The 18,625-nt window shown below is 75.0% G+C and carries 16 protein-coding genes and 1 pseudogene; 3 read left to right on the forward strand and 14 right to left on the reverse strand.

Translation table 11 applies throughout. The features are described from left to right. Window positions 1–107: 107 nt before the first annotated feature. The 3 genes from ACFQ8C_RS05450 to ACFQ8C_RS05460 all read right to left on the reverse strand — a co-directional run bounded on the left by ACFQ8C_RS05450 (window position 108) and on the right by ACFQ8C_RS05460 (window position 1,782). On the reverse strand, window positions 108–392 hold the full coding sequence (locus tag ACFQ8C_RS05450) for a zf-TFIIB domain-containing protein (protein ID WP_079022306.1): 285 nt from the start codon (window positions 390–392) through the stop codon (window positions 108–110). Window positions 393–439: 47 nt separating this feature from the next. Further along, window positions 440–1,402 (reverse strand): phosphotransferase family protein, encoded by a 963-nt coding sequence (locus ACFQ8C_RS05455; RefSeq protein WP_383452512.1) that lies wholly within the window; start codon window positions 1,400–1,402, stop codon window positions 440–442. A gap of 212 nt (window positions 1,403–1,614) precedes the next feature. Then, entirely contained in the window at window positions 1,615–1,782 is a 168-nt protein-coding gene (locus tag ACFQ8C_RS05460) for a hypothetical protein (RefSeq protein WP_043228024.1), read from the reverse strand. Window positions 1,783–2,287: 505 nt separating this feature from the next. Here ACFQ8C_RS05460 and ACFQ8C_RS05465 point away from each other — a divergent pair. Continuing rightward, on the forward strand, window positions 2,288–3,457 hold the full coding sequence (locus ACFQ8C_RS05465) for a serine/threonine-protein kinase (RefSeq protein WP_383452515.1): 1,170 nt from the start codon (window positions 2,288–2,290) through the stop codon (window positions 3,455–3,457). 26 nt (window positions 3,458–3,483) lie between these two features. On the opposite strand, the gene ACFQ8C_RS05470 is transcribed toward ACFQ8C_RS05465, so the two are convergent. The 9 genes and pseudogenes from ACFQ8C_RS05470 to ACFQ8C_RS05510 all read right to left on the reverse strand — a co-directional run. After that, the gene (locus ACFQ8C_RS05470) at window positions 3,484–5,094 is read right to left on the reverse strand and encodes a serine/threonine-protein kinase (protein ID WP_383452517.1); all 1,611 of its coding nucleotides are present in this window, start codon (window positions 5,092–5,094) and stop codon (window positions 3,484–3,486) included. 85 nt (window positions 5,095–5,179) lie between these two features. Continuing rightward, window positions 5,180–5,998 (reverse strand): TrmH family RNA methyltransferase, encoded by an 819-nt coding sequence (locus ACFQ8C_RS05475; RefSeq protein WP_383452519.1) that lies wholly within the window; start codon window positions 5,996–5,998, stop codon window positions 5,180–5,182. Window positions 5,999–6,087: 89 nt separating this feature from the next. Beyond that, entirely contained in the window at window positions 6,088–7,329 is a 1,242-nt protein-coding gene (gene cobA, locus ACFQ8C_RS05480) for a uroporphyrinogen-III C-methyltransferase (RefSeq protein ID WP_383452521.1), read from the reverse strand. Window positions 7,330–7,548: 219 nt separating this feature from the next. Continuing rightward, a complete protein-coding gene (gene cobT, locus ACFQ8C_RS05485) occupies window positions 7,549–11,118 on the reverse strand; it encodes a nicotinate-nucleotide--dimethylbenzimidazole phosphoribosyltransferase (RefSeq protein ID WP_383452523.1) in 3,570 nt (1,189 codons plus the stop codon). 313 nt (window positions 11,119–11,431) lie between these two features. Beyond that, entirely contained in the window at window positions 11,432–12,655 is a 1,224-nt protein-coding gene (gene cbiE, locus ACFQ8C_RS05490) for a precorrin-6y C5,15-methyltransferase (decarboxylating) subunit CbiE (protein WP_383452525.1), read from the reverse strand. Between the two features lie 73 nt (window positions 12,656–12,728). Then, window positions 12,729–13,376: a GNAT family N-acetyltransferase gene (locus ACFQ8C_RS05495; RefSeq protein ID WP_383452527.1), complete on the reverse strand. Its 648-nt coding sequence runs from the start codon at window positions 13,374–13,376 to the stop codon at window positions 12,729–12,731. 126 nt (window positions 13,377–13,502) lie between these two features. Further along, a complete protein-coding gene (locus ACFQ8C_RS05500) occupies window positions 13,503–14,357 on the reverse strand; it encodes a MetQ/NlpA family ABC transporter substrate-binding protein (RefSeq protein ID WP_383452529.1) in 855 nt (284 codons plus the stop codon). 78 nt (window positions 14,358–14,435) lie between these two features. Then, window positions 14,436–15,089 carry a methionine ABC transporter permease gene (locus ACFQ8C_RS05505; protein ID WP_383452621.1) on the reverse strand — a complete coding sequence of 218 codons (654 nt, stop codon included), beginning with the start codon at window positions 15,087–15,089 and terminating at the stop codon, window positions 14,436–14,438. A gap of 39 nt (window positions 15,090–15,128) precedes the next feature. Then, a pseudogene (locus ACFQ8C_RS05510) lies at window positions 15,129–16,178 on the reverse strand (methionine ABC transporter ATP-binding protein); the annotation flags it as partial. Between the two features lie 533 nt (window positions 16,179–16,711). On the opposite strand from ACFQ8C_RS05510, the gene ACFQ8C_RS05515 reads away from it, so the two are divergent. Further along, a complete protein-coding gene (locus tag ACFQ8C_RS05515) occupies window positions 16,712–17,074 on the forward strand; it encodes a hypothetical protein (RefSeq protein ID WP_383452531.1) in 363 nt (120 codons plus the stop codon). Between the two features lie 2 nt (window positions 17,075–17,076). Beyond that, window positions 17,077–17,508: a hypothetical protein gene (locus ACFQ8C_RS05520; RefSeq protein WP_383452534.1), complete on the forward strand. Its 432-nt coding sequence runs from the start codon at window positions 17,077–17,079 to the stop codon at window positions 17,506–17,508. A gap of 13 nt (window positions 17,509–17,521) precedes the next feature. Here the strand turns inward: ACFQ8C_RS05520 and ACFQ8C_RS05525 are convergent, their stop codons facing one another. Further along, the gene (locus tag ACFQ8C_RS05525) at window positions 17,522–18,001 is read right to left on the reverse strand and encodes a GNAT family N-acetyltransferase (protein WP_383452535.1); all 480 of its coding nucleotides are present in this window, start codon (window positions 17,999–18,001) and stop codon (window positions 17,522–17,524) included. Between the two features lie 25 nt (window positions 18,002–18,026). Then, window positions 18,027–18,569 carry an RNA polymerase sigma factor gene (locus ACFQ8C_RS05530; RefSeq protein ID WP_383452536.1) on the reverse strand — a complete coding sequence of 181 codons (543 nt, stop codon included), beginning with the start codon at window positions 18,567–18,569 and terminating at the stop codon, window positions 18,027–18,029. Between the last annotated feature and the right edge of the window lie 56 nt (window positions 18,570–18,625).

Below are 18,625 nucleotides of genomic sequence, written 5' to 3' on the forward strand. Positions count from 1 at the left end.
AAGAGTCGTCGGCTGCTTCAGTTGTGTATAAGAGCCAGGTCGTGTGGCGGCCCGGGTGGACGACCACCGGCCCCGGATCCGCCGCGCGGATCCGGGGCCGGGACGGCTCAGGAGGAGAAGAGCATCCGGCCGAAGCCGCGCTGCCGGTAGTGACCGCCGTGGTGGCCGCCGTGCGGGGCGCCCCAGGCGGGGGCGGCCGGGGCGGCCTGGGCCGGGTAGGCGGCCGGCGGGGCGGGCGGGGCCTGCGGGGCCTGCCACTGGGACTCCAGGCGGGTCAGGGCCTCCAGCTCGCCGTAGTCCAGGAAGATCCCGCGGCAGCCGCTGCACTGCTCGATCTGGACGCCGTTGCGGTTGTACGTGTGCATCGCCGCGTGACACTTGGGACACTGCATGCTCGGCTCAACTCCCCTGCCGTTGCCGTTCGTATGACTGCTTCAGCTTATGAGGACGCGGCGGAGCCGGGGACGGTTCGGGCGACCGGGATCCTGGCACAGGTGTCGATCATCACGCCCTCGACCTCGTCGAGTCCGCGTCCCTCCGCCGTGGACTTGGCGAGCGCGAGCGCCGCGGTCTGCACGGTCAGGGCCCGGGCGGGCAGATCCAGCCGGGTCCACGGGTCCGGGCCGGTGGCCGGACCGCCCGCCGCCTCGTACGCGCCGAGGAACCGCGCCCACACCTCCGCCGGCAGCAGCCCGGCGGCGAACCAGGCGGCGGGGCGGGCCAGGTCCCAGGCCGGATCGCCGAGCCCCGCGTCGTCGACGTCGATGAGGCGCCACGCGCCGCGGAAGTCCCGGACGAGCTGGCCGAGATGGAAGTCGCCGTGGCACAGGTACGCGCGCGTGCCCCCGGTCCCGCTCCCCGCGCCGCCCGGGTCCTCGACGACCGTGCGCCAGGCCGCGAGGACGGTGGGCGCGGCCGGGTGGTCCGGGGCGGTGCGGAGCATCCGCTCGACGGCGAGGGCCGCCTTCGCCGGGGCCCGCATCGCCGGGAGCGGGCCGGCCGGGGCCGGGGTGCGGTGGAGCAGGGCGAGCAGTCGGGCCGCCTCCTCCCAGGGGGCCGCGTCGGGGTCGCCGGGGTCGACCGGAGGCCCGTACGGCCACACCGTCACCGGGCGTCCCGCGACGCGCTCGGTCCGCGGCCCCGGGACCGGCGGGAGGAGGATCCCGGCGAGGTCCGGGTGGCCGGCGAGCGCGAGCCGGGCCGCGTGGGGCGCGTCGGCGGTGCCGGGGGCGTGGGCCTTCGCGACGAGCCCGCCGTGCCGTACGACGGCCCCGTCCTCCCGGTCCGCGAGGACCCGGACCTCCTCCGGGCCGCAGCCGCAGTCCCCCTCGCCGTGCACGGCCCCGCGGGCTATCAGGGCGAGCGCCCCCAACACGTCACCGGTGGTCTCCACGAGGTCCATCCGGCGAGCGTACGCGGCGGGTGCCCGGTGCGGGTACCGGGTGCGGGTGGGCGGCGAAGGGGCGGGACGGGTACCGGGCGGGGGTACGCGGAGGGGCCGGTCGGCTCCCCGGCCGACCGGCCCCTGCGCTGTCGTCCGCCGCACCCCCGTCCCCACGGGGCTGTCGGCCGATGTCCCCGACCCGGGCCGCTCTCCCGGGTCCGGGGCGCCGCTCAGCGCCCCAGCATCACGCCCACGGACGACGCCTGTGTGACCACTGCCTCCCAGCCGCCGAAGACGACCACGAGCAGGGCCGCGAGGGGGAGGACCATGGCGGTGGCCACCAGGGGGTGACGGCGTCCCGCGGGGCGGGTGGTCGGCCGGTGTGCCGTGTAGGCCATGGTCCTCTCCTGTCGCTTCTCTTGCCGGATCTCGGTGCGGTGGGCGCGTGTTCCTCGGGGGACGAGAGTCGCGCCCACCGCATGACCTCAACAGTAGGGAGCGGGACGGCCCGGGGCGTCATGCCCGCGTACCGGCTTTCGGGCCTACGGGAGGATGACGCCGCTCCTCCCGGAGTACTCCCCTGGGTGGAGACGGGGGCGCGCGGATGGGGGTCTTCCCGGAGGGGACGCGCCCCCGGGTGACATGGGTCACGTCCGGTGGGGAGCGGGGCGGGGCGGGGTGCGCGGGGTGGCTCCGGTGGCGGGCGCGGGGCAGCGGGAGTTGTCCGGGGCCGCTGTCAAGTGGGCTGGACGGCAAGGGGTGTTGGCGGGGAGAGTCGGTGCGGCACGGGGCCTTCGTCCCCCTCAGCACTGACAATCGATGCCGGTGGGAGGGCGCGGCCTATGAGCGCGCGGGGGCGGCACTACGTAAGCTGTGCCACGTCGAACGGACGAGGGGACGGACATGGCGATGATGCGGCTCCGGCGCGAGGACCCGCGGATCGTCGGGGCGTTCCGGCTCCACCGCAGGCTGGGCGCCGGAGGGATGGGGGTCGTGTACCTCGGCTCCGACCGGCGCGGTCAGCGGGTGGCGCTGAAGGTGATCCGTCCGGACCTGGCCGAGGACCAGGAGTTCCGCTCGCGCTTCGCCCGTGAGGTGTCGGCGGCCCGGCGGATCCGGGGCGGCTGTACCGCCCGGCTGGTCGCCGCCGATCTGGACGCCGAGCGGCCCTGGTTCGCCACCCAGTACGTACCCGGTCCCTCGCTGCACGACCGGGTCGCCGAGGAGGGCCCGCTGCGGGCCGCCGACGTGGCCTCGATCGGGGCCGCGCTGTCGGAGGGGCTCGTCGCCGTCCACGAGGCCGGGGTCGTGCACCGGGACCTGAAGCCGTCGAACATCCTGCTCTCCCCCAAGGGCCCCCGCATCATCGACTTCGGGATCGCCTGGGCCACCGGAGCCAGCACCCTCACGCACGTCGGCACGGCGGTCGGCTCCCCCGGCTTCCTCGCGCCCGAGCAGGTGCGGGGCGCGGCCGTCACCCCGGCGACGGACGTCTTCTCGCTCGGCGCCACCCTCGCGTACGCCTCGATGGGCGACTCCCCCTTCGGGCACGGCAGTTCCGAGGTCATGCTCTACCGCGTGGTGCACGAGGAGGCCCAGCTCCAGGGGGTGCCGGACGCGCTCGCGCCGCTGATCCGGGCCTGTCTGGCGAAGGACCCGGAGGAGCGCCCCAGCACCCTCCAGCTGTCGATGCGACTCAAGGAGATCGCGGCCCGCGAGGCGCAGGGCCTGCCGTCCGCCCGGCCGCCGGCCCCGCGCGAGCGGATGGAGGAGCGCGGCACGCTGCGGCCGACCGAGCGGTACACGGAGCGGGACGCTCCGGGCCGGGAGCCGGAGCGCGCGGCCTCCAGGGGGCGCGGGCCCGCGTCGTCCTCGCGGCCCTCGGCGTCCCCGCGCACCGGCGGCTCCCGCAATCCGCAGTCGCGGCCCGGCACCCGGCCCAGCGGCCGGACGACCTCCACCGGCCGCCGCCCCGCCAATCCCCGGCTGCTGCGCCAGCGGCTCGTCGTCTTCGTGGTGGTGACCCTCCTGGTGGCCCTGGGCATCGCCGCCGCCCAGGCCCTCCAGGGCTAGGCCGTCCCTTCCGGATCGGGCCGGGCTCAGGAGCGGCGGACCACGGCGAAGGTCGTACAGGCGGTGTTCTCGCTCAGGATCTCCCCCTCCAGGCTCATGGGGGTCCCGCCGGCCGGGACCCGCGCCTCCAGGTCGACCATCACGTAGTCGCCGGGGCGCTCGACCCAGCTGTCCCCGCGCAGCACCATCCGGCGCTCGTACGGGTCGTACGCGCCGATCATGCGGAACGAACCGGTGGGCACGCCCGGGTTGTCGGGGTGCGCGGAGAAGGTGAACAGCGCGGAGAGGGCTCCGGTCCCGGTGCCGGTGATCCGCAGGGAGAGCCGGGTCAGGCCCTGGCCGCAGGTGTACGTCCCCCACCAGGAGCCGGCGACGGGGACGCCGGCCGGGGTGCTCGACGAGGGTGCCGGGGCGGAGGTCGGGGGCGGGGTGGTACGGCCGGTGTCCGTGGTGGGCGGTGGTGTGACGGATCCCGTGGGCGAGACGAGGGTGTCGCGTGGGGGCCGGGGGTCCTCGCGATCGCCGCCCACGGTGTTCCAGAGCAGCGCCCCGGCCGTGAGGAGGAGCGCGCCGGCGGCGGCCGCGACGGCACCGCGCCGGCGGCCGGGACGCCCGGTCTTCGCGAGGCCGTACGGACCGGGGGCCGGGACGCCGGCCGTGCGGGGGCCCGCCGGTGGACCGCCGACCGCCGAGAGGGTCGCGGCGCCCGGGTCCACCAGGGTCGGCGCGGGGGCCGCCGGGTGCGGGCCCGGCAGGAGTCCGGCCAGGGCGGGCGGCAGCCACGACGGCCCCGCGGCGGCCGCGCTCGGGGCCAGTTCGGCGAGGAGCGCGTCGACCCGTGGGCGGGCGGCCGGGTCCTTGGCGAGGCAGCGGCGCACGAGCTCCCGGACGCGCGGCGGCAGGCCGTCGAGGTGCGGCTCCTCGTGGGCGACCCGGTACATGATCCGGGCCGGGCCCGCGTCCCGGCCGCCGGTCGACGGTTCCTCGAAGGGGCCGCGGCCGGAGGCGGTGAGGGCGAGCACCGCGCCGAGGGCGAAGACGTCGGTGGCGGGCGTGACCTCGGCGCCGGTGAGCTGCTCGGGCGCCATGTACCCCACGGTGCCCAGCACCACGCCGCTGCCGGTCAGCGCGGAGGTGCCGGCGGCGGAGGCCGAGACGCCGAAGTCGATGACCCGGGGTCCGTCGGGCGCCAGCAGGATGTTGGAGGGCTTGAGATCCCGGTGGACCACCCCCGCGCGGTGGATGGCCTCCAGGGCCTCGGCGAGGCCCGCCCCGAGGGCGAGCACGGAACGCTCGGGCCACGGTCCGGTGACCCGCAGGGCCGCGCCGAGCGAGGGGCCCGGGACGTGGACCGTGGCGAGCCACGGCGGGTCCCCCTCGGGATCCGCGTCGACGACCCCGGCGGTGAAGACGCCGTTCACGGCCTGTGCGAGGCGCACCTCGCGGGCGAACCGCCGCCGGAACTCCGCGTCCTGGGCGAGTTCCGGCCTGATCACCTTGACCGCGAGGGGCTTGCCGCCCGGCGACCGGGCGAGGTAGACCGCGCCCATGCCGCCCCGGCCCAGGACCCCTTCCAGCCGGTACGGGCCCACGCGTACCGGGTCGCCCGAGCCCAGCGGACGCACGCCGTTCCCCATCCCGCCCCCGTCTCCCCCGCGCCCGGACGAACCGGGCGTTCGGCCAATCCTAGGACGGCCGGGGCCCGTTGGGAGGGCGAAGGCGCTACGCCTCGGGGCGACCCGCCGTGACCGCGTAGAAGGCGACGGCCGCGGCCGCGCCCACGTTGAGCGAGTCGACGCCGTGGGCCATCGGGATGCGGACCCACTCGTCGGCGGCGCGCAGCGCCTGGGTGGAGAGGCCGTCGCCCTCCGCGCCGAGCATCAGGGCGACCCGCTCCAGGCGGTGCGGGGCGGCCACGTCCATGGACGTGGCCTTCTCGGCCGGGGTGAGGGCGAGGAGCTTGAAGCCCGCCTCCCGTACCGCCTCCAGACCGCGCGGCCAGGTGTCGAGGCGGGCGTACGGGACGGAGAAGACCGCGCCCATGGAGACCTTCACCGAGCGGCGGTAGAGCGGGTCGGCGCAGTCCGGGGAGAGCAGGACGGCGTCCATGCCGAGGGCGGCGGCGCTGCGGAAGATGGCGCCGATGTTGGTGTGGTCGTTGACCGACTCCATGACCGCCACCCGGCGGGCTCCGGCGAGGAGTTCGCCCGCCTCGGGGAGCGGCTTGCGCTGCATCGAGGCGAGGGCGCCGCGGTGCACGTGGTAGCCGGTGACGCGTTCGGCGAGGTCGGGCTGGATCGCGTACACCGGGGCGGGGACCTCGTCGATGACGTCGCGCATGACGTCGACCCACTTGGCGGAGAGCAGCATCGACCGCATCTCGTAACCGGCCTGCCTGGCGCGGCGGATGACCTTCTCGCCCTCGGCGATGAACAGGCCCTCGGCGGGCTCGCGCCGGCGGCGCAGCTCGACGTCGGTCAGGCCGGTGTAGTCGTGGAGACGGGGGTCGTCGGCGTCGGTGATCGTGATGAGTTCGGCCACGGGGTGATACTGCCTTGTCCGGGGTGTGGTGCCAATGCGTGGGACGGGCGGCGGTCGCCGCCCGTCCCACCGCGGGTGGGTGCGGGGTGTCAGCGGGTGAGCTTGTCGGGTCCCTCCGCGACGACCGGGCCGATGACGATGACGGCCGGCGGACGGACCTCCTCCGCCCGCACCACCTCGGCGACGGTGGCGAGGGTGGCGTCCACCCGGCGCTGGGTGGCGGTGGTGCCCTCCTGGACGAGGGCGAGCGGGGTGTCGGGGGCCTTGCCGTGGGCGACGAGCGCCTCGGCGATCTTCCCTATCTTGTCGACGCCCATGAGGATCACCAGGGTGCCGGTGAGCTTGGCGAGCGAGGCCCAGTCGACCAGCGAGCGCGGGTCGTCGGGGGCGACGTGGCCGCTGACCACGGTGAACTCGTGGGCGACGCCGCGGTGGGTGACCGGGATGCCGGCCGCGCCGGGGACCGAGATGGAGCTGGAGATGCCGGGCACGACGGTGCAGGCGATGCCCTCGGCGGCGAGCGCCTGCGCCTCCTCCATGCCCCGGCCGAAGACGAAGGGGTCGCCGCCCTTGAGGCGGACCACGGACTTCCCGGCCTTGGCGTGCTCGATCAGCGCGTTGTTGATGGCCTCCTGCGCCATGAAACGGCCGTACGGGATCTTCGCCGCGTCGATCACCTCGACGTGCGGGGGCAGCTCGTCCAGGAGGTCGCGGGGGCCGAGCCGGTCGGCGATGACGACGTCGGCCTCGGCCAGCAGCCGGCGGCCGCGGACGGTGATGAGGTCGGGGTCGCCGGGGCCGCCGCCGACGAGGGCGACGAAGGGGGTGCGGGCGCGCTGGGCGGGAGCGGCGAGCGAGCCGTCGCGCAGGCCCTCCAGGATGGCGTCGCGGACGGCGGCGGAGCGGCGCGGGTCGTGGCCGGTGAGGACGGCGACGGTGACGCCGGCGCCGCGGCCGGTGGCCGGGGTCCAGGCGGTGGCGGCCTCGGCGTCGTCGGAGCGGACGCACCAGACGCGGGCGCGCTCGGCCTCGGCGGAGGCGGCGGCGTTGGCGGCCGCGTCGGTGGTGGCGACGAGCGCGTACCAGGCGTCGGCCAGGTCGCCGTCCTCGTAGCGGCGGCGGACCCAGGTGAGCTCGCCGGTCTCGGCCATGGCCTCCACGGAGGGGGTGGCGGAGGGGGAGATCAGGGTGATGTCCGCGCCGGCGGCGATGAGGGCGGGCAGGCGGCGCTGGGCGACCGTGCCGCCGCCGAGGACGACGACGCGCCGGCCGGCGAGGCGGAGGCCGACGGGGTAGGCGGGGTGCTCGGCGGGCTCGACGTGCTGGGCCATGTGCGGGCGGCTCCTCGGACGGGGCTTGCGGGGCCGCTGCGGCGGTGAAGCGGCTGGTGGGGCGGGCGGGAGGCCCGGTGACCACGATATCGGTGACACGACGTGGGCACCTTGTGACCCTCGTCCCTCGCCCCTGGGGAGGGGCGGGGGCGCCGGGGTACGGCGCGGCCCCGGTGCCGCCGCCCCGTCGAGGGGGCGGGGGCGCCGGGGCCGTACGGACTACTTCTCGGTGACGCCCGCGGAGTCGAAGGTCGCGACCTCGTGCATCGCGCGGGCCGCGCTCTGCACCAGCGGGAGGGCGAGCAGGGCGCCGGTGCCCTCGCCGAGGCGGAGGTCCAGGTCGACCAGCGGACGCAGGCCCAGCTTGTTGAGCGCGGCCACGTGGCCGGGCTCGGCGCTGCGGTGGCCCGCGATGCAGGCCGCCAGCGACTCGGGGGCGATCGCCCGGGCGACCAGGGCGGCCGCGCCGGTGGAGACGCCGTCGAGGATCACCGGGGTGCGCAGCGAGGCGGCGCCCAGGATGAAGCCGACGAGGGCCGCGTGCTCCAGGCCGCCGATCTGCGACAGGACGCCGATCGGGTCCTGCGGGTCCGGCTTGTGCAGGTCGAGGGCGCGGCGGACCACGTCCACCTTGCGGGCGTGGGTCTCGTCGTTGATGCCCGTGCCGCGGCCGGTGACCTCGGCCGGGTCGACGCCGGTGAAGACGGAGATGAGCGCGGCGGACGCGGTGGTGTTCGCGATGCCCATCTCGCCGGTGAGGAGCGCCTTGTTCCCGGCCGCGACCAGGTCGCGGGCGGTCTCGATGCCGACCTCCATCGCGGCGATCGTCTCCTCGCGGGTCATCGCGAGGCCGGTGGTGAAGTCGCCCGAGCCGGCCCGGACCTTGCGGGGCAGCAGGCCGGGGGTGGCGGGCAGCTCGCTCGCGACGCCCACGTCGATGACGCAGACCTCGGCGCCGACCTGGTTGGCGAAGGCGTTGCAGACCGCTCCCCCGCCGAGGAAGTTGGCCACCATCTGGCCGGTGACCTCCTGCGGCCAGGGGGTGACGCCCTGGGCGTGCACCCCGTGGTCGCCGGCGAAGATCGCGACGGCGGCGGGCTCCGGGATCGGCGGCGGGCAGGCCCGGGAGAGGCCGCAGAGCTGCGCGGAGATGATCTCCAGCATGCCGAGCGCGCCGGCCGGCTTGGTCATCCGCTTCTGCCGCTCCCAGGCCTCGCCGAGCGCCTTGGCGTCCAGCGGGCGGATGGAGGCGACGGTCTCCTGGAGCAGGTCGTGCGGCTCCTCGCCGGGCAGGGCGCGGCGGCCGTAGGTCTCCTCGTGGACGACCCAGGCGAGCGGGCGGCGCTTGGACCAGCCGGCCTGCATGAGCTCGGGCTCGTCCGGGAACTCGTCGACGTACCCGACGCAGAGGTACGCGACGACCTCCAGGTGGTCGGGGAGGCCGAGGGCGCGGACCATCTCGCGCTCGTCGAAGAAGCTGACCCAGCCGACGCCGAGGCCCTCGGCGCGGGCGGCGAGCCAGAGGTTCTCGACGGCGAGGGCCGAGGAGTACGGGGCCATCTGCGGCTGCGTGTAACGGCCGAGGGTGTGCCGGCCGCCCCGGGTGGGGTCGGCGGTCACGACGATGTTCACCGGGGTGTCGAGGATGGCCTCGATCTTCAGTTCCTTGAACTGCTTCGCCCGGGCCTTCGGCAGCGACTTGGCGTACGCCTCGCGCTGGTGCTGGGCCAGCTCGTGCATGGTCTGCCGGGTTTCGGCGGAGCGGATGACGACGAAGTCCCAGGGCTGCGAGTGGCCGACGCTGGGGGCCGTGTGCGCGGCCTCCAGGACGCGGAGCAGCACCTCGTGCGGAATCGGGTCGGAGCGGAAGCCGTTGCGGATGTCGCGGCGCTCGCGCATCACGCGCAGGACCGCCTCGCGCTCGGCCTCGGCGTAGCCGGGGGCGGCGGGGCGGGGCTCGTCCTCCTCCGGCTCCTCCTGCTCCTCCGCCTCTTCGGCGGCGGCCGGGGCCTCGGCCCGGGGAGCGTCCTCGGCGACGACCGGGATCTCCTCGGCCACGGCCACGACGGGGGCCTCGGCGGGCACCGCGGCGGCGGCGTCGGCGAACGTCTCGGCGGGGGCCTGCTCGGCGGCGACGGGCTGGGGCTCGGCCTCGGGCTCCGGCTCGACGACGGGCTCGGCCTCGACGACGGCCTCGGCCTCGGTGGCGGCCTCGGCAGCGGGCTCGGCCTCGACGACGGGCTCCGGCTCGGCGGCGGCTGCGGGCTCGGCGGCGACCTCGACGGGAGCCGCCACGACGACGGGCTGCTCGGCGGGGACGGCGACGGGCTCGACGGCCTGCTCGGCGGGGACGGGCTCGACGGCCTGCTCGACGGCGACGGCCACGGGCTCGACGGCCTGCTCGACGGCGACGGCCACGGGCTCGACGGCCTGCTCGACGGCCACGGGCTCCTCGGCCGCCACGGGCTCGGCCACGGCGGGCTCGGCCACGACGGCGTCCACCGCGACGGGCTCGACGGCCGGGGCCTCCGGGGCCTCCGGCGCGGTCTCCGCCGGTACGTCGGCGGGCGCGGCGGTCTCCAGGACCTCGGCCACGGGCGCCTCGGCGGGCGCGACGGCCTCCACCTCGACGGCCGCCACCTCGACGACCTCCGGCGCGGCCTCGGCCACGGGGGCCACCGGCTCGGCGGGCGGCTGCTCGGCCTCCGGGGCCGGGAGCGCCTCGGCGGCGGGCTCGGGCTCGGGCTCGCGCGGCGCGGGCACGACGGCCTCGGGCACGACGGCCTCCGGCGCGGGGATCGGGGTCCCGGCCGGCGGCGTCGGGGCGGGCTGCTCGGCCGTCGGGACGGTGCCCTCGACCTGCACGAACAGGCCGCCCTGCGGAACGACCGTTTCTGCGGGGGCCTCGGCGGGTGCCGGGGTCTCCTGCGGCTGCGCGGCCCACGGCTCGGCGCCCTGCGGGGCCGTCTGCTGGTCCTGCGCGATGTCGAAGTACTCGGGCCCGGTGGTGGGCGGCCCGGGGGTGCGTACGGGCACCGGGCCGGTGGCCACGAGCGCCTCCGGGGCGGGCGCCGGGACCTGCGGGGCGACCGGCACCGGCGCGGCCGGACCCCGGTCGGCGAGCGAGCGCACGACGCCGCCGGTGGCGGTGTCCGGGACCGGCGGACCCATGTGGAGCGGACGGCGCGCGGGGGCGGGCTGCGGCGCGGCCGGCGGCACGCGGACGCCGCCGAGGTCGACGGAGCCGGAGTCGCGGCCGGCGGCCTCGTGGGCGCCGGTGTCGAGGATGCCGGGCTCGTAGCCGTGGGCGGTGGCGACGGGCTCCTGCGGGGCGACCGGAACGCCGTGCGCCGGGGTGCCGAGCGGCACGCCCTGCGGCGGGGTGGCACCGGGCACGGGGACGCCGTGCGCCGGGGTGACCGGGGCGGTGAGCTGGTCGGCGAGGACGAGGCCGTCCGGGAGCGGGCCGGTAAGGGGGTCCGGCAGCGGTCCGGTGAGCGGATCGGTGAGCGGATCCGGCAGCGGGTCGGTGAGCGGATCGCCCATCGGGGCCGCCTGCGGGGCGGGGACGGCGACCGGCGGGGCGGGCGCCACGCCGGGGGCATGCTCGCTCCAGGCGCCCTGGGCACCCGGCATCAGCAGCATGTCGTCGTCCTCGGGAAGCTGACCGGGGACGGGGCCGGAGGGGTCCAGGAAGGTGTACGCGCCCGGAGCGGGGATGCCCGGCTGCTCGACCATGCCTGCGTTCTCCGGCAGTCCCTCACCCGGGACCTGGCCGGTGTCCGTCATGCGTACCCCTCGCCCATCGTTGTGTTCGTTCAGAGCCGCGCCCGTCAACGAGAACGAGCGCCTGCGCCGCGCGGCACGGACGCACGCCGACACACAAGCATTGTCGCGGCCCGCGGCCATCGTGGCAGGCGGATCCGCCACGGTGCGCTGTGGACTGCGCCACGTCGCGCGGTCCCCCCGGTGTCCCGCACGCCGGTGACCGCCGAGAACGGGTCAAGACGGTCATCGATTCGGGACATTGACGAACAACCTGCCGAACATCCCCGTGCGGTACAACAATCGGCCAGCCTACCTGCCCCCGCGTCCGGCCGGGTCACGGGGCGCCGGTGGTCCTGCGGCCGGTGAGCAGGAAGACGACGGAGCGTTCGCGCTCGGTCCAGTCGGCGGGATCGAGGCCCACGGTCTGGAGGAGGAGGGTCTCGACGGCGTAGCCGCCGGAGGCGAGGGCGGTGCCGATCGCCTCGGCCTCGTCGCGGGTGGTGGCGTGGGCGGCGATCCGTTCGGGACGCCGGTCGGTGCAGGCGGTGACGACGGGGACGCCGCCGGCCCCGACCCGTACGACGTCGGGTTCGGGAAGGCTCTCCAGGACGTGCGGGGCACGGCCGGTCACGGTCTGGAGGAGGACGCCGTGGCGGCGGGCGGCGGCCTCGGTGCGGGCCCGCGCGGCGGGGTCGGCGTCGACGGCGATGACGGCGGCGCCGAAGCGGGCGGCCTCGACGGCGAAGGTCCCCCCGGCGCTGCCGATGTCCCAGACGAGGTCGCCGGCGCGGGGGCCGAGGCGGGCGAGCTGGACGGCGCGCAGGGTGGGGTCCTGGCCGATGCCGGGCCGGTCCTCGGCGCCGTGCTCCTCCGGCCGGCCGGCCCAGCCCCGTACGGCTCCGGCGGCCGGGTCGTGCCCCATCAGCCAGGGGGCGGCGGAGGCTCCGGTGGCGCCGGCGCCACCGATGACGAGGACGACGTTGGGGTCGCGCCAGGTGTGGTCGGCGGCCTTGTCGGAGGTGAGGACGGAGACCTGTTCGCGGGTGGTGCCGAGCTGCTCGCAGACGACGAAGGTGCGGTGCACGCCTTCGAGGAGGAGGGCGAGTTCGGCGGGGCCGGCGCCCGGGGAGGTGAGGACGGCGACCTTGGGGTGGGCGCGGCAGACGTTGACGGCGCGGCGCAGGGTCTTCTCGTGGGCGACGACGACGCGGGCGTCGTCCCAGGGCATGCCGGCCCGGGCGAAGGCGGCGGCGACGGAGGAGACGGCGGGGACGACCTCGACCTCCAGGCCGTGCTCGGGGGCGCGCAGGGCGCGGACCACGCCGAAGAAGCCGGGGTCGCCGTCGGCGAGGACGACGGCGGTGCCGCGGTGGCCGGCGATCCGGCGGGCGGCGAGGCCGACGCTGCCGAGCCGGACGCGTTCGGCGCCGGCGGGTACTTCGGGGAGCGCCAGGTGGTGGGCGGCGCCGGCCACCAGGGTGGCGGCCGAGAGCGCGGACCCGGCCGCCGCGGTGAGGGGCGATCCGTCCCAGCCGATCACCGTGACCCGGTCGGCCATCGCGTCTGTCTCCTGTGGTGTCGTCGCAGGTCGGGGGCGTGCCGAGCGTACCCCGGGCCGGACCCCGGAACGCTCAGCTCCAGTCGGTGTACGAGGAGTATCCGGCCTCGGCCATCTGGTCGGCGACGCCTTCGAGGTCCTCGGGGAGGAGGCCCCAGACGATGAGGTCGGTGCGGAGGTCGGTCCACTCGCCGCTCTCGGTGAGGCCGCGCGCTATCCAGGCGTTGCGCAGGACGCCCTCGCTGATGCACCCGATCTTCTGGGCGACCTGCTGGGAGGCGGTGTTGTCGGCGGCGGTGCGCAGCTGGAGGCGTTCGAAGCCGCGGTCGCGGAAGAGCCACTGGGCGGTGGCGAGGACGGACTCGGTGGCGTAGCCCTCGCCGCGGGCCCAGGGGGCGGTGACGTACGCGACCTCGGTCGTGCGGACGCGCCAGTCGGTGTCGTAGAGGTGGACGGTGCCGACCAGACGCTGGGTCAGGAACTCGGTGACGGCGAGGACGATGCCGCGGCCCTCGGTCCGCTCGGCGGGGGCGATCGCGCGGACCCATTCCTCGGCGTGGGCGCGGGTGTACGGCCGCGGCACCGTGGTCCAGGCGGTGACGAGTTCGTCGTTCATCATCTCGACGAAGGCGGGGATGTCGGCTTCCTCGTACGGGCGCAGCACCAGTCGCTCCGTGTTGATGGAGACGTCCGGGAAGGTGGTAGTCATGCGCAGCTCCATACGTGAAGACCGTGAAGGCACAGCATGCAGCATGGCGCCGCCGGCGCGCATGCGCGGGTGAGCACAAGGCCCCGCGCGCCGGACGGGGCGGGCGGGGCCTTGTGGTCAAGGACTGTACCGGCGGAGCTACTTGGCGGCGCCGAAGGCGGGGATGACGGAGCCCTTGTAGGTGTCCTCGATGTACTTCTTCACCTCGGGCGAGTTGAGGAGCTTGGCGAGCTTCTCCACCCGGGGGTCGTTCTCGTTGCCCTTCTTGACGGCGAGGAGGTTGGCGTAGGGGTTGCCCTCGCCCTTCTCCAGGACCAGGGCGTCCTTCGACGGGGAGAGGTCGGCCTCGATGGCGTAGTTGCCGTTGATGACGGCGGCGTCGACGTCGTTCAGGGCGCGGGGCACGGTGGCGGCCTCCAACTCCTTGAACTCCAGGCCCTTCTTGTCGGTGATGTCGGAGAGCTTGGCGTCGGTGCCGACGCCGTCCTTGAGGACGATGAGGCCGTTGTCGGCGAGGAGGTGGAGCGCGCGGCCCTCGTTGGTGGTGTCGTTGGGGACGGCGATCGTCTGGCCGGCCTTGATGTCCTTCAGGGACTTGAGGGACTTGGAGTAGACGCCGAGCGGCTCCAGGTGGACGTTGACCACCGGGACGATGGTGGTCTTGTTCTTCGCGTTGAAGTCGTCCAGGTAGGGCTTGTGCTGGAAGAAGTTGGCGTCGACCTGGCCGCTCTGGGTGGCGGTGTTGGGCAGGACGTAGTCCGTGAACTCCTTCACCTCCAGCTTCAGGCCCTCCTTGGCGGCCAGGTTGTCCTGGACGAACTTGAGGATGTCGGCGTGGGGCGTCGGGGACGCGGCGACGACGAGGGCCTTGTCGGCGGAGCCGGCCCCGTCCTTGGCGGAGGACGGGTCCGAGGAGGTGCCGCAGGCGGTGAGGCCGAGGGCGAGGGCGGTGACGGAAGCGAAGCCGGCGGCGAGCTTGGTGTTCTTACGCACGAAGAGTGCCTCTTTCATGTGGAGCGGTGGACGCCTGGACAACAAGTCCGGGCTCTGGGGGGATGGTCTGAGGTGCCGTCAGGCGGTGCGGCCGCGGCGGGCGAGGAGCCGTACGACCCCGTCGCCGAGGAGCTGGACGACCGTGACGACGGCGACCAGGACGACGACGGTGACGAGCATGAAGGTGGTGTCGAAGCGCTGGTAGCCGTAGGTGACGGCCTTGGAGCCGAGTCCCTCGCCGCCGACCGCGCCGGCCATCGCCGAGTAGCCGATGAGCACGATGACGGTGGTGGTGACGGCGGCGACCAGCGAGGGCAGGGCCTGCGGGAGCAGCACCTTGCGGACGATGGTCGGGATGCCGCCGCCCATGGACTGGACGGCTTCGACGAGGCCGTGGTCGACCTCCCGGATCGCGGTCTCGACGAGGCGCGCGAAGAAGGGGATGGCGCCGATGGCGAGCGGCACGATCATCGCGGTCGGGCCGATGAAGGTGCCGACGACGAAGGTCGTGAAGGGGATCAGGGCGATCAGCAGGATGATGAACGGCAGCGAACGGCCGATGTTCACGATCGCACCGACGACCTTGTTCAGGGGCCGGTTCTGGAGCAGTCCGCCCTTGTCGGTGAGGACGAGGAGGATGCCGAGCGGGAGGCCGCCGACGATGGTGACGACGGTGGCCCACAGGACCATGTAGAGGGTGTCGACCGTGCCCTGTTCGAGCAGGGGGCGCATCTCTTCCCAGGTCACTTGGCACTCTCCTTCGCGAGCACGTGCTGCTGTACGGGGACGGTGGGGGGCGGGGGCGGCTCCGTCCCGCGGGTCGTCCACCGCCTCGACCTGGAGGCCCCGCTCGCGCAGGAAGCCGATCGGGACGACGTTCTCCTCGTACCGTCCGGGCAGTTCGATCCGCATCCGGCCGATCTGCTTCCCGCCGACGGTGTCCATCGCGGCTCCGAGGATGGAGATGTCGATGTTGTACGTGCGGGAGAGCTGCGAGATCACCGGCTGGGTGGCGGCCTCGCCGTGGAAGGTGACGTCGACGACCGTGCGGTCGGCGCCGGTGGCGTGCCCGCTCACCGGGAACAGCTCGGCGGCCAGCTGGGAGCCGGGGGTGGCGAGGAGTTCGGCGACGGTGCCGGACTCGACGATCCGGCCCTTCTGCATGAGGGCGGCGGAGTCGCAGATGGTCTTGACGACGTCCATCTCGTGCGTGATGAGCAGGACGGTGAGGCCGAGCTGCCGGTTGAGGTCGCGCAGGAGCTGGAGGATCGAGCGGGTGGTCTCCGGGTCGAGGGCGCTGGTGGCCTCGTCGGAGAGGAGGACCTTGGGCTCGCCGGCGAGGGCGCGGGCGATGCCGACGCGCTGCTTCTGGCCGCCGGAGAGCTGGCCCGGGTAGTTCTTCGCCTTGTCGGCGAGGCCGACGAGGTCGAGGAGTTCGAGGGCGCGGCGGGAGCGCTCGGCGCCGGGGACGCCGAGGATCTCCAGGGGGAGCTCGATGTTGTCCTTGACGGTGCGGGAGGACAGCAGGTTGAAGTGCTGGAAGACCATGCCGATGCTGCTGCGCGCCCGGCGCAGGTCCTTGCCGGCCCGGCGGCCCTTGCCGGCGAGGGCGGTGAGGTCGACGCCGTCGACGGTCACGGTGCCGGAGGTGGGGCGCTCCAGCAGGTTGACGCAGCGGATCAGGGAGGACTTGCCGGCGCCGCTCTGGCCGATCACGCCGAAGACCTCGCCCTCGCGGACGTGGAGGTCGACGCCGTCCAGGGCGGTGACCTGGCGGCCACGTGACTCGTAGACCTTGGTCAGGCCCGAAGTGGTGATCACAGGGGTTTCCGTCACTGTCGAGTGCGCGACGCGTGGGTCCGCCGTGCACGGGGCATTCGTCATTCGGACAGTCAGGCGCACGGGAAGCCGCTCCGGCGGACGGCCGGGGTGGCGGGGTGCGCGGGGCAGGCACGGTCCGGCGCCGGTGAGGCGGGCGGATCGGCTCGGCCGTCGGGTCTCGCTTCGGGGCGCGAGGCTCAGGCGGGGGCCCTCAGAAGGCGCACATTCGACACATACAACGAGCACCGGGCGTCGTGTTCGCCTCGGTCGCAAGGATGCGGCTGCTCGTCGTGGTCATGGCTGCAAGTAAAGCATGCGCAGTCGCGAACGGAAGTCCGCTGTCCGCATTCCGGACACCGTTGAGACGTGGGGCGGACGGTCCCGGCGACCCGCCCCACCCTGTGCCGCCTGCGCGGGAGCCGGTCCGGGCGGGCGGCCCGCCGGGGCCGGATGTGGCCAAGGCCACGGTCCCCCGGCGGGCCTCGCGGGGGCCGCGAGCATCGGGCCATTCGGCCCGTAATACCCTCGGGCGCATGCTTGACGCCCTCACGGTCGCGGTCTCGGTGGCCGCGCTCGCCCTCGCCGCCTGGTGCGGCTTCGCCGCCTACCGGGACCAGCCCACCAAGGACTGGCACTTCATCGGCATGGCCGTGGTGACCTTCCTGGTCCTGGTCCAGCTGATCGTCGGCATCGTGCAGCTGGTCCGCGGCGAGCATGCCGAGGAGGGGACGACGATCTTCGTCGCCTATCTGCTCGGCGCCCTGTGCGCGGTGCCCATCGCCGGCTTCATGTCGCTGGCGGAGCGGAGCCGCTGGGGCTCGGCGACGGTGGCGGCGGGCGCGGTCGTGCTCGCCGTGCTGGAAGTGCGTCTCTTCGACATCTGGACGGTGGGCTGACCATGGCGGAGACGACGGAGCCGGCGGAGACGGCGACGGAGACCCGGACCCGGCTCGTCAAGGGTCCCGGCATGCTGCTCGTCTGGCTGTACGGCGTGATGTCGGTGGGCGCGGCCTCGCGCTCCGTGTACGAGATCAGCGCCAAGTTCGACGAGGCGCCGCTGGCGTACACGCTCTCCGCGGTGGCGGCGGTCGTCTACGTCTTCATCACGTACACGCTGGTACGGGGCGGGGAGACGGCCCGCAGGGCGGCGCTGGTGTGCTGCGCCGCCGAGCTCGCGGGCGTGCTGGTCGTCGGCACCTGGACGCTGGTCGAGCCGTCCGCCTTCCCCGACTCCACGGTGTGGTCGGAGTTCGGCTACGGCTACGTCCTCATCCCGGTGCTGCTGCCGCTGAGCGGCATCTGGTGGCTGCGCCGGTCGCGCACCGCCTGAGGGGCGGAGGGCCTCAGGCGGCCTTCTCCAGGGTGACGAGGGTGAGTCGGGGGCCGACCTCGCGGACGGCGATCTGGGCGTAGCCCCGGGCGCGGTAGAGGCGGAGGTTGCCCTCGCTGCGGTGGCCGGTGAAGAGCTGGAACCGCTTGGCGGCGGCGTCCGCCCCGGCGAAGTGGCACTCTATGGCGTCGAGGAGCCGGCCGCCGATGCCGTGGCGGCGCATCCGCGGGTGGACGATGAGCTTGGCGATGTGCACGGTGCCGTCCTCGTCGGTGCGGGCGCGGACGGAGGCGACGACCTCGTCGCCGAGCCGGGCCACCAGGGCGTACCCCTCCGCCAGCTCGGCGCGGACGGCGTCGAGCGACTGGGTCAGCGGCTCGATGGACCAGTCGCCGTACAGCTCGGCCTCGCTCTGGTAGGAGAGGTACTGGAGCTTCAGGATCTGCTCCGCGTCGTCCGCGGCCGCCGCCGAGATGGTCACACTCAGGCCCATGTGCGCATGCCTCCCGCTCATCTGGTCACCGATCGGTACCCCGCACCCTTCCCCGTCGGCCGGATGCGGGAACCTCCGCCGCGAGCATTCTGCGCAGGCATCCCAGGCAACGGGAACGCATCGGCCCCAGACTGCCTTGTGAGATACCCAACGTTCCTGCGATTTCGCGGTAGGTGGGGTCCGCGGGGTCGAGCATCGCGTCGAGGAGGCGGGGGCAGCGGCCGGGTGTCCGGGTGACGGCGGCGCGCAGGGTGCGGCGGCGTTCGGCGGTGAGGGCGGAGCCCTCGGGCCCGGCGGGTTCCTGGCGCGCGTCCGGTGGGGCGTCCCCGTGGTACGGGCGTTCCCGGCCGCTGGTGCGGCGGGCCCGGCGGGCCTCCGCGCGGACGGCCCTGCGGAGCCAGTCGGCGGGGCGTTCGGGGGCGCCGTCGGCGCTGAGCCGTTCCAGGAGGCGGAGCCAGACGGCCTGTTCGAGGTCGGCGGGGTCGATCCCGGCGGCCGCGGCCTCGGCCCGCGACTCGGCGGCGAGCAGCGGGGTGAGGGTGGCGAGGAGGGTTTCCGGGGAGGTCATGCCCGCCACGATGCGGCGGCGCGGTGGCGCGGTTGCGGCCCGGGCGGTGAACCACC

This window comes from Streptomyces sp. NPDC056503 (genome assembly GCF_042794995.1).
Classification (GTDB): Bacteria; Actinomycetota; Actinomycetes; order Streptomycetales; family Streptomycetaceae; genus Streptomyces.

Bases quoted from the DNA above. Each gene is read 5' to 3' on its own strand.
- cbiE (WP_383452525.1), bottom strand. From the start codon at position 12,655: ATGGCCGACCGGGTCACGGTGATCGGCTGGGACGGATCGCCCCTCACC.
- ACFQ8C_RS05465 (WP_383452515.1), top strand. From the start codon at position 2,288: ATGGCGATGATGCGGCTCCGGCGCGAGGACCCGCGGATCGTCGGGGCG.
- ACFQ8C_RS05455 (WP_383452512.1), bottom strand. From the start codon at position 1,402: ATGGACCTCGTGGAGACCACCGGTGACGTGTTGGGGGCGCTCGCCCTG.
- ACFQ8C_RS05530 (WP_383452536.1), bottom strand. From the start codon at position 18,569: ATGACCTCCCCGGAAACCCTCCTCGCCACCCTCACCCCGCTGCTCGCC.
- ACFQ8C_RS05460 (WP_043228024.1), bottom strand. From the start codon at position 1,782: ATGGCCTACACGGCACACCGGCCGACCACCCGCCCCGCGGGACGCCGT.
- cobT (WP_383452523.1), bottom strand. From the start codon at position 11,118: ATGACGGACACCGGCCAGGTCCCGGGTGAGGGACTGCCGGAGAACGCA.
- ACFQ8C_RS05505 (WP_383452621.1), bottom strand. From the start codon at position 15,089: ATGCGCCCCCTGCTCGAACAGGGCACGGTCGACACCCTCTACATGGTC.
- ACFQ8C_RS05515 (WP_383452531.1), top strand. From the start codon at position 16,712: ATGCTTGACGCCCTCACGGTCGCGGTCTCGGTGGCCGCGCTCGCCCTC.
- ACFQ8C_RS05525 (WP_383452535.1), bottom strand. From the start codon at position 18,001: ATGGGCCTGAGTGTGACCATCTCGGCGGCGGCCGCGGACGACGCGGAG.
- ACFQ8C_RS05520 (WP_383452534.1), top strand. From the start codon at position 17,077: ATGGCGGAGACGACGGAGCCGGCGGAGACGGCGACGGAGACCCGGACC.
- ACFQ8C_RS05470 (WP_383452517.1), bottom strand. From the start codon at position 5,094: ATGGGGAACGGCGTGCGTCCGCTGGGCTCGGGCGACCCGGTACGCGTG.
- ACFQ8C_RS05495 (WP_383452527.1), bottom strand. From the start codon at position 13,376: ATGGAGCTGCGCATGACTACCACCTTCCCGGACGTCTCCATCAACACG.
- ACFQ8C_RS05450 (WP_079022306.1), bottom strand. From the start codon at position 392: ATGCAGTGTCCCAAGTGTCACGCGGCGATGCACACGTACAACCGCAAC.
- cobA (WP_383452521.1), bottom strand. From the start codon at position 7,329: ATGGCCCAGCACGTCGAGCCCGCCGAGCACCCCGCCTACCCCGTCGGC.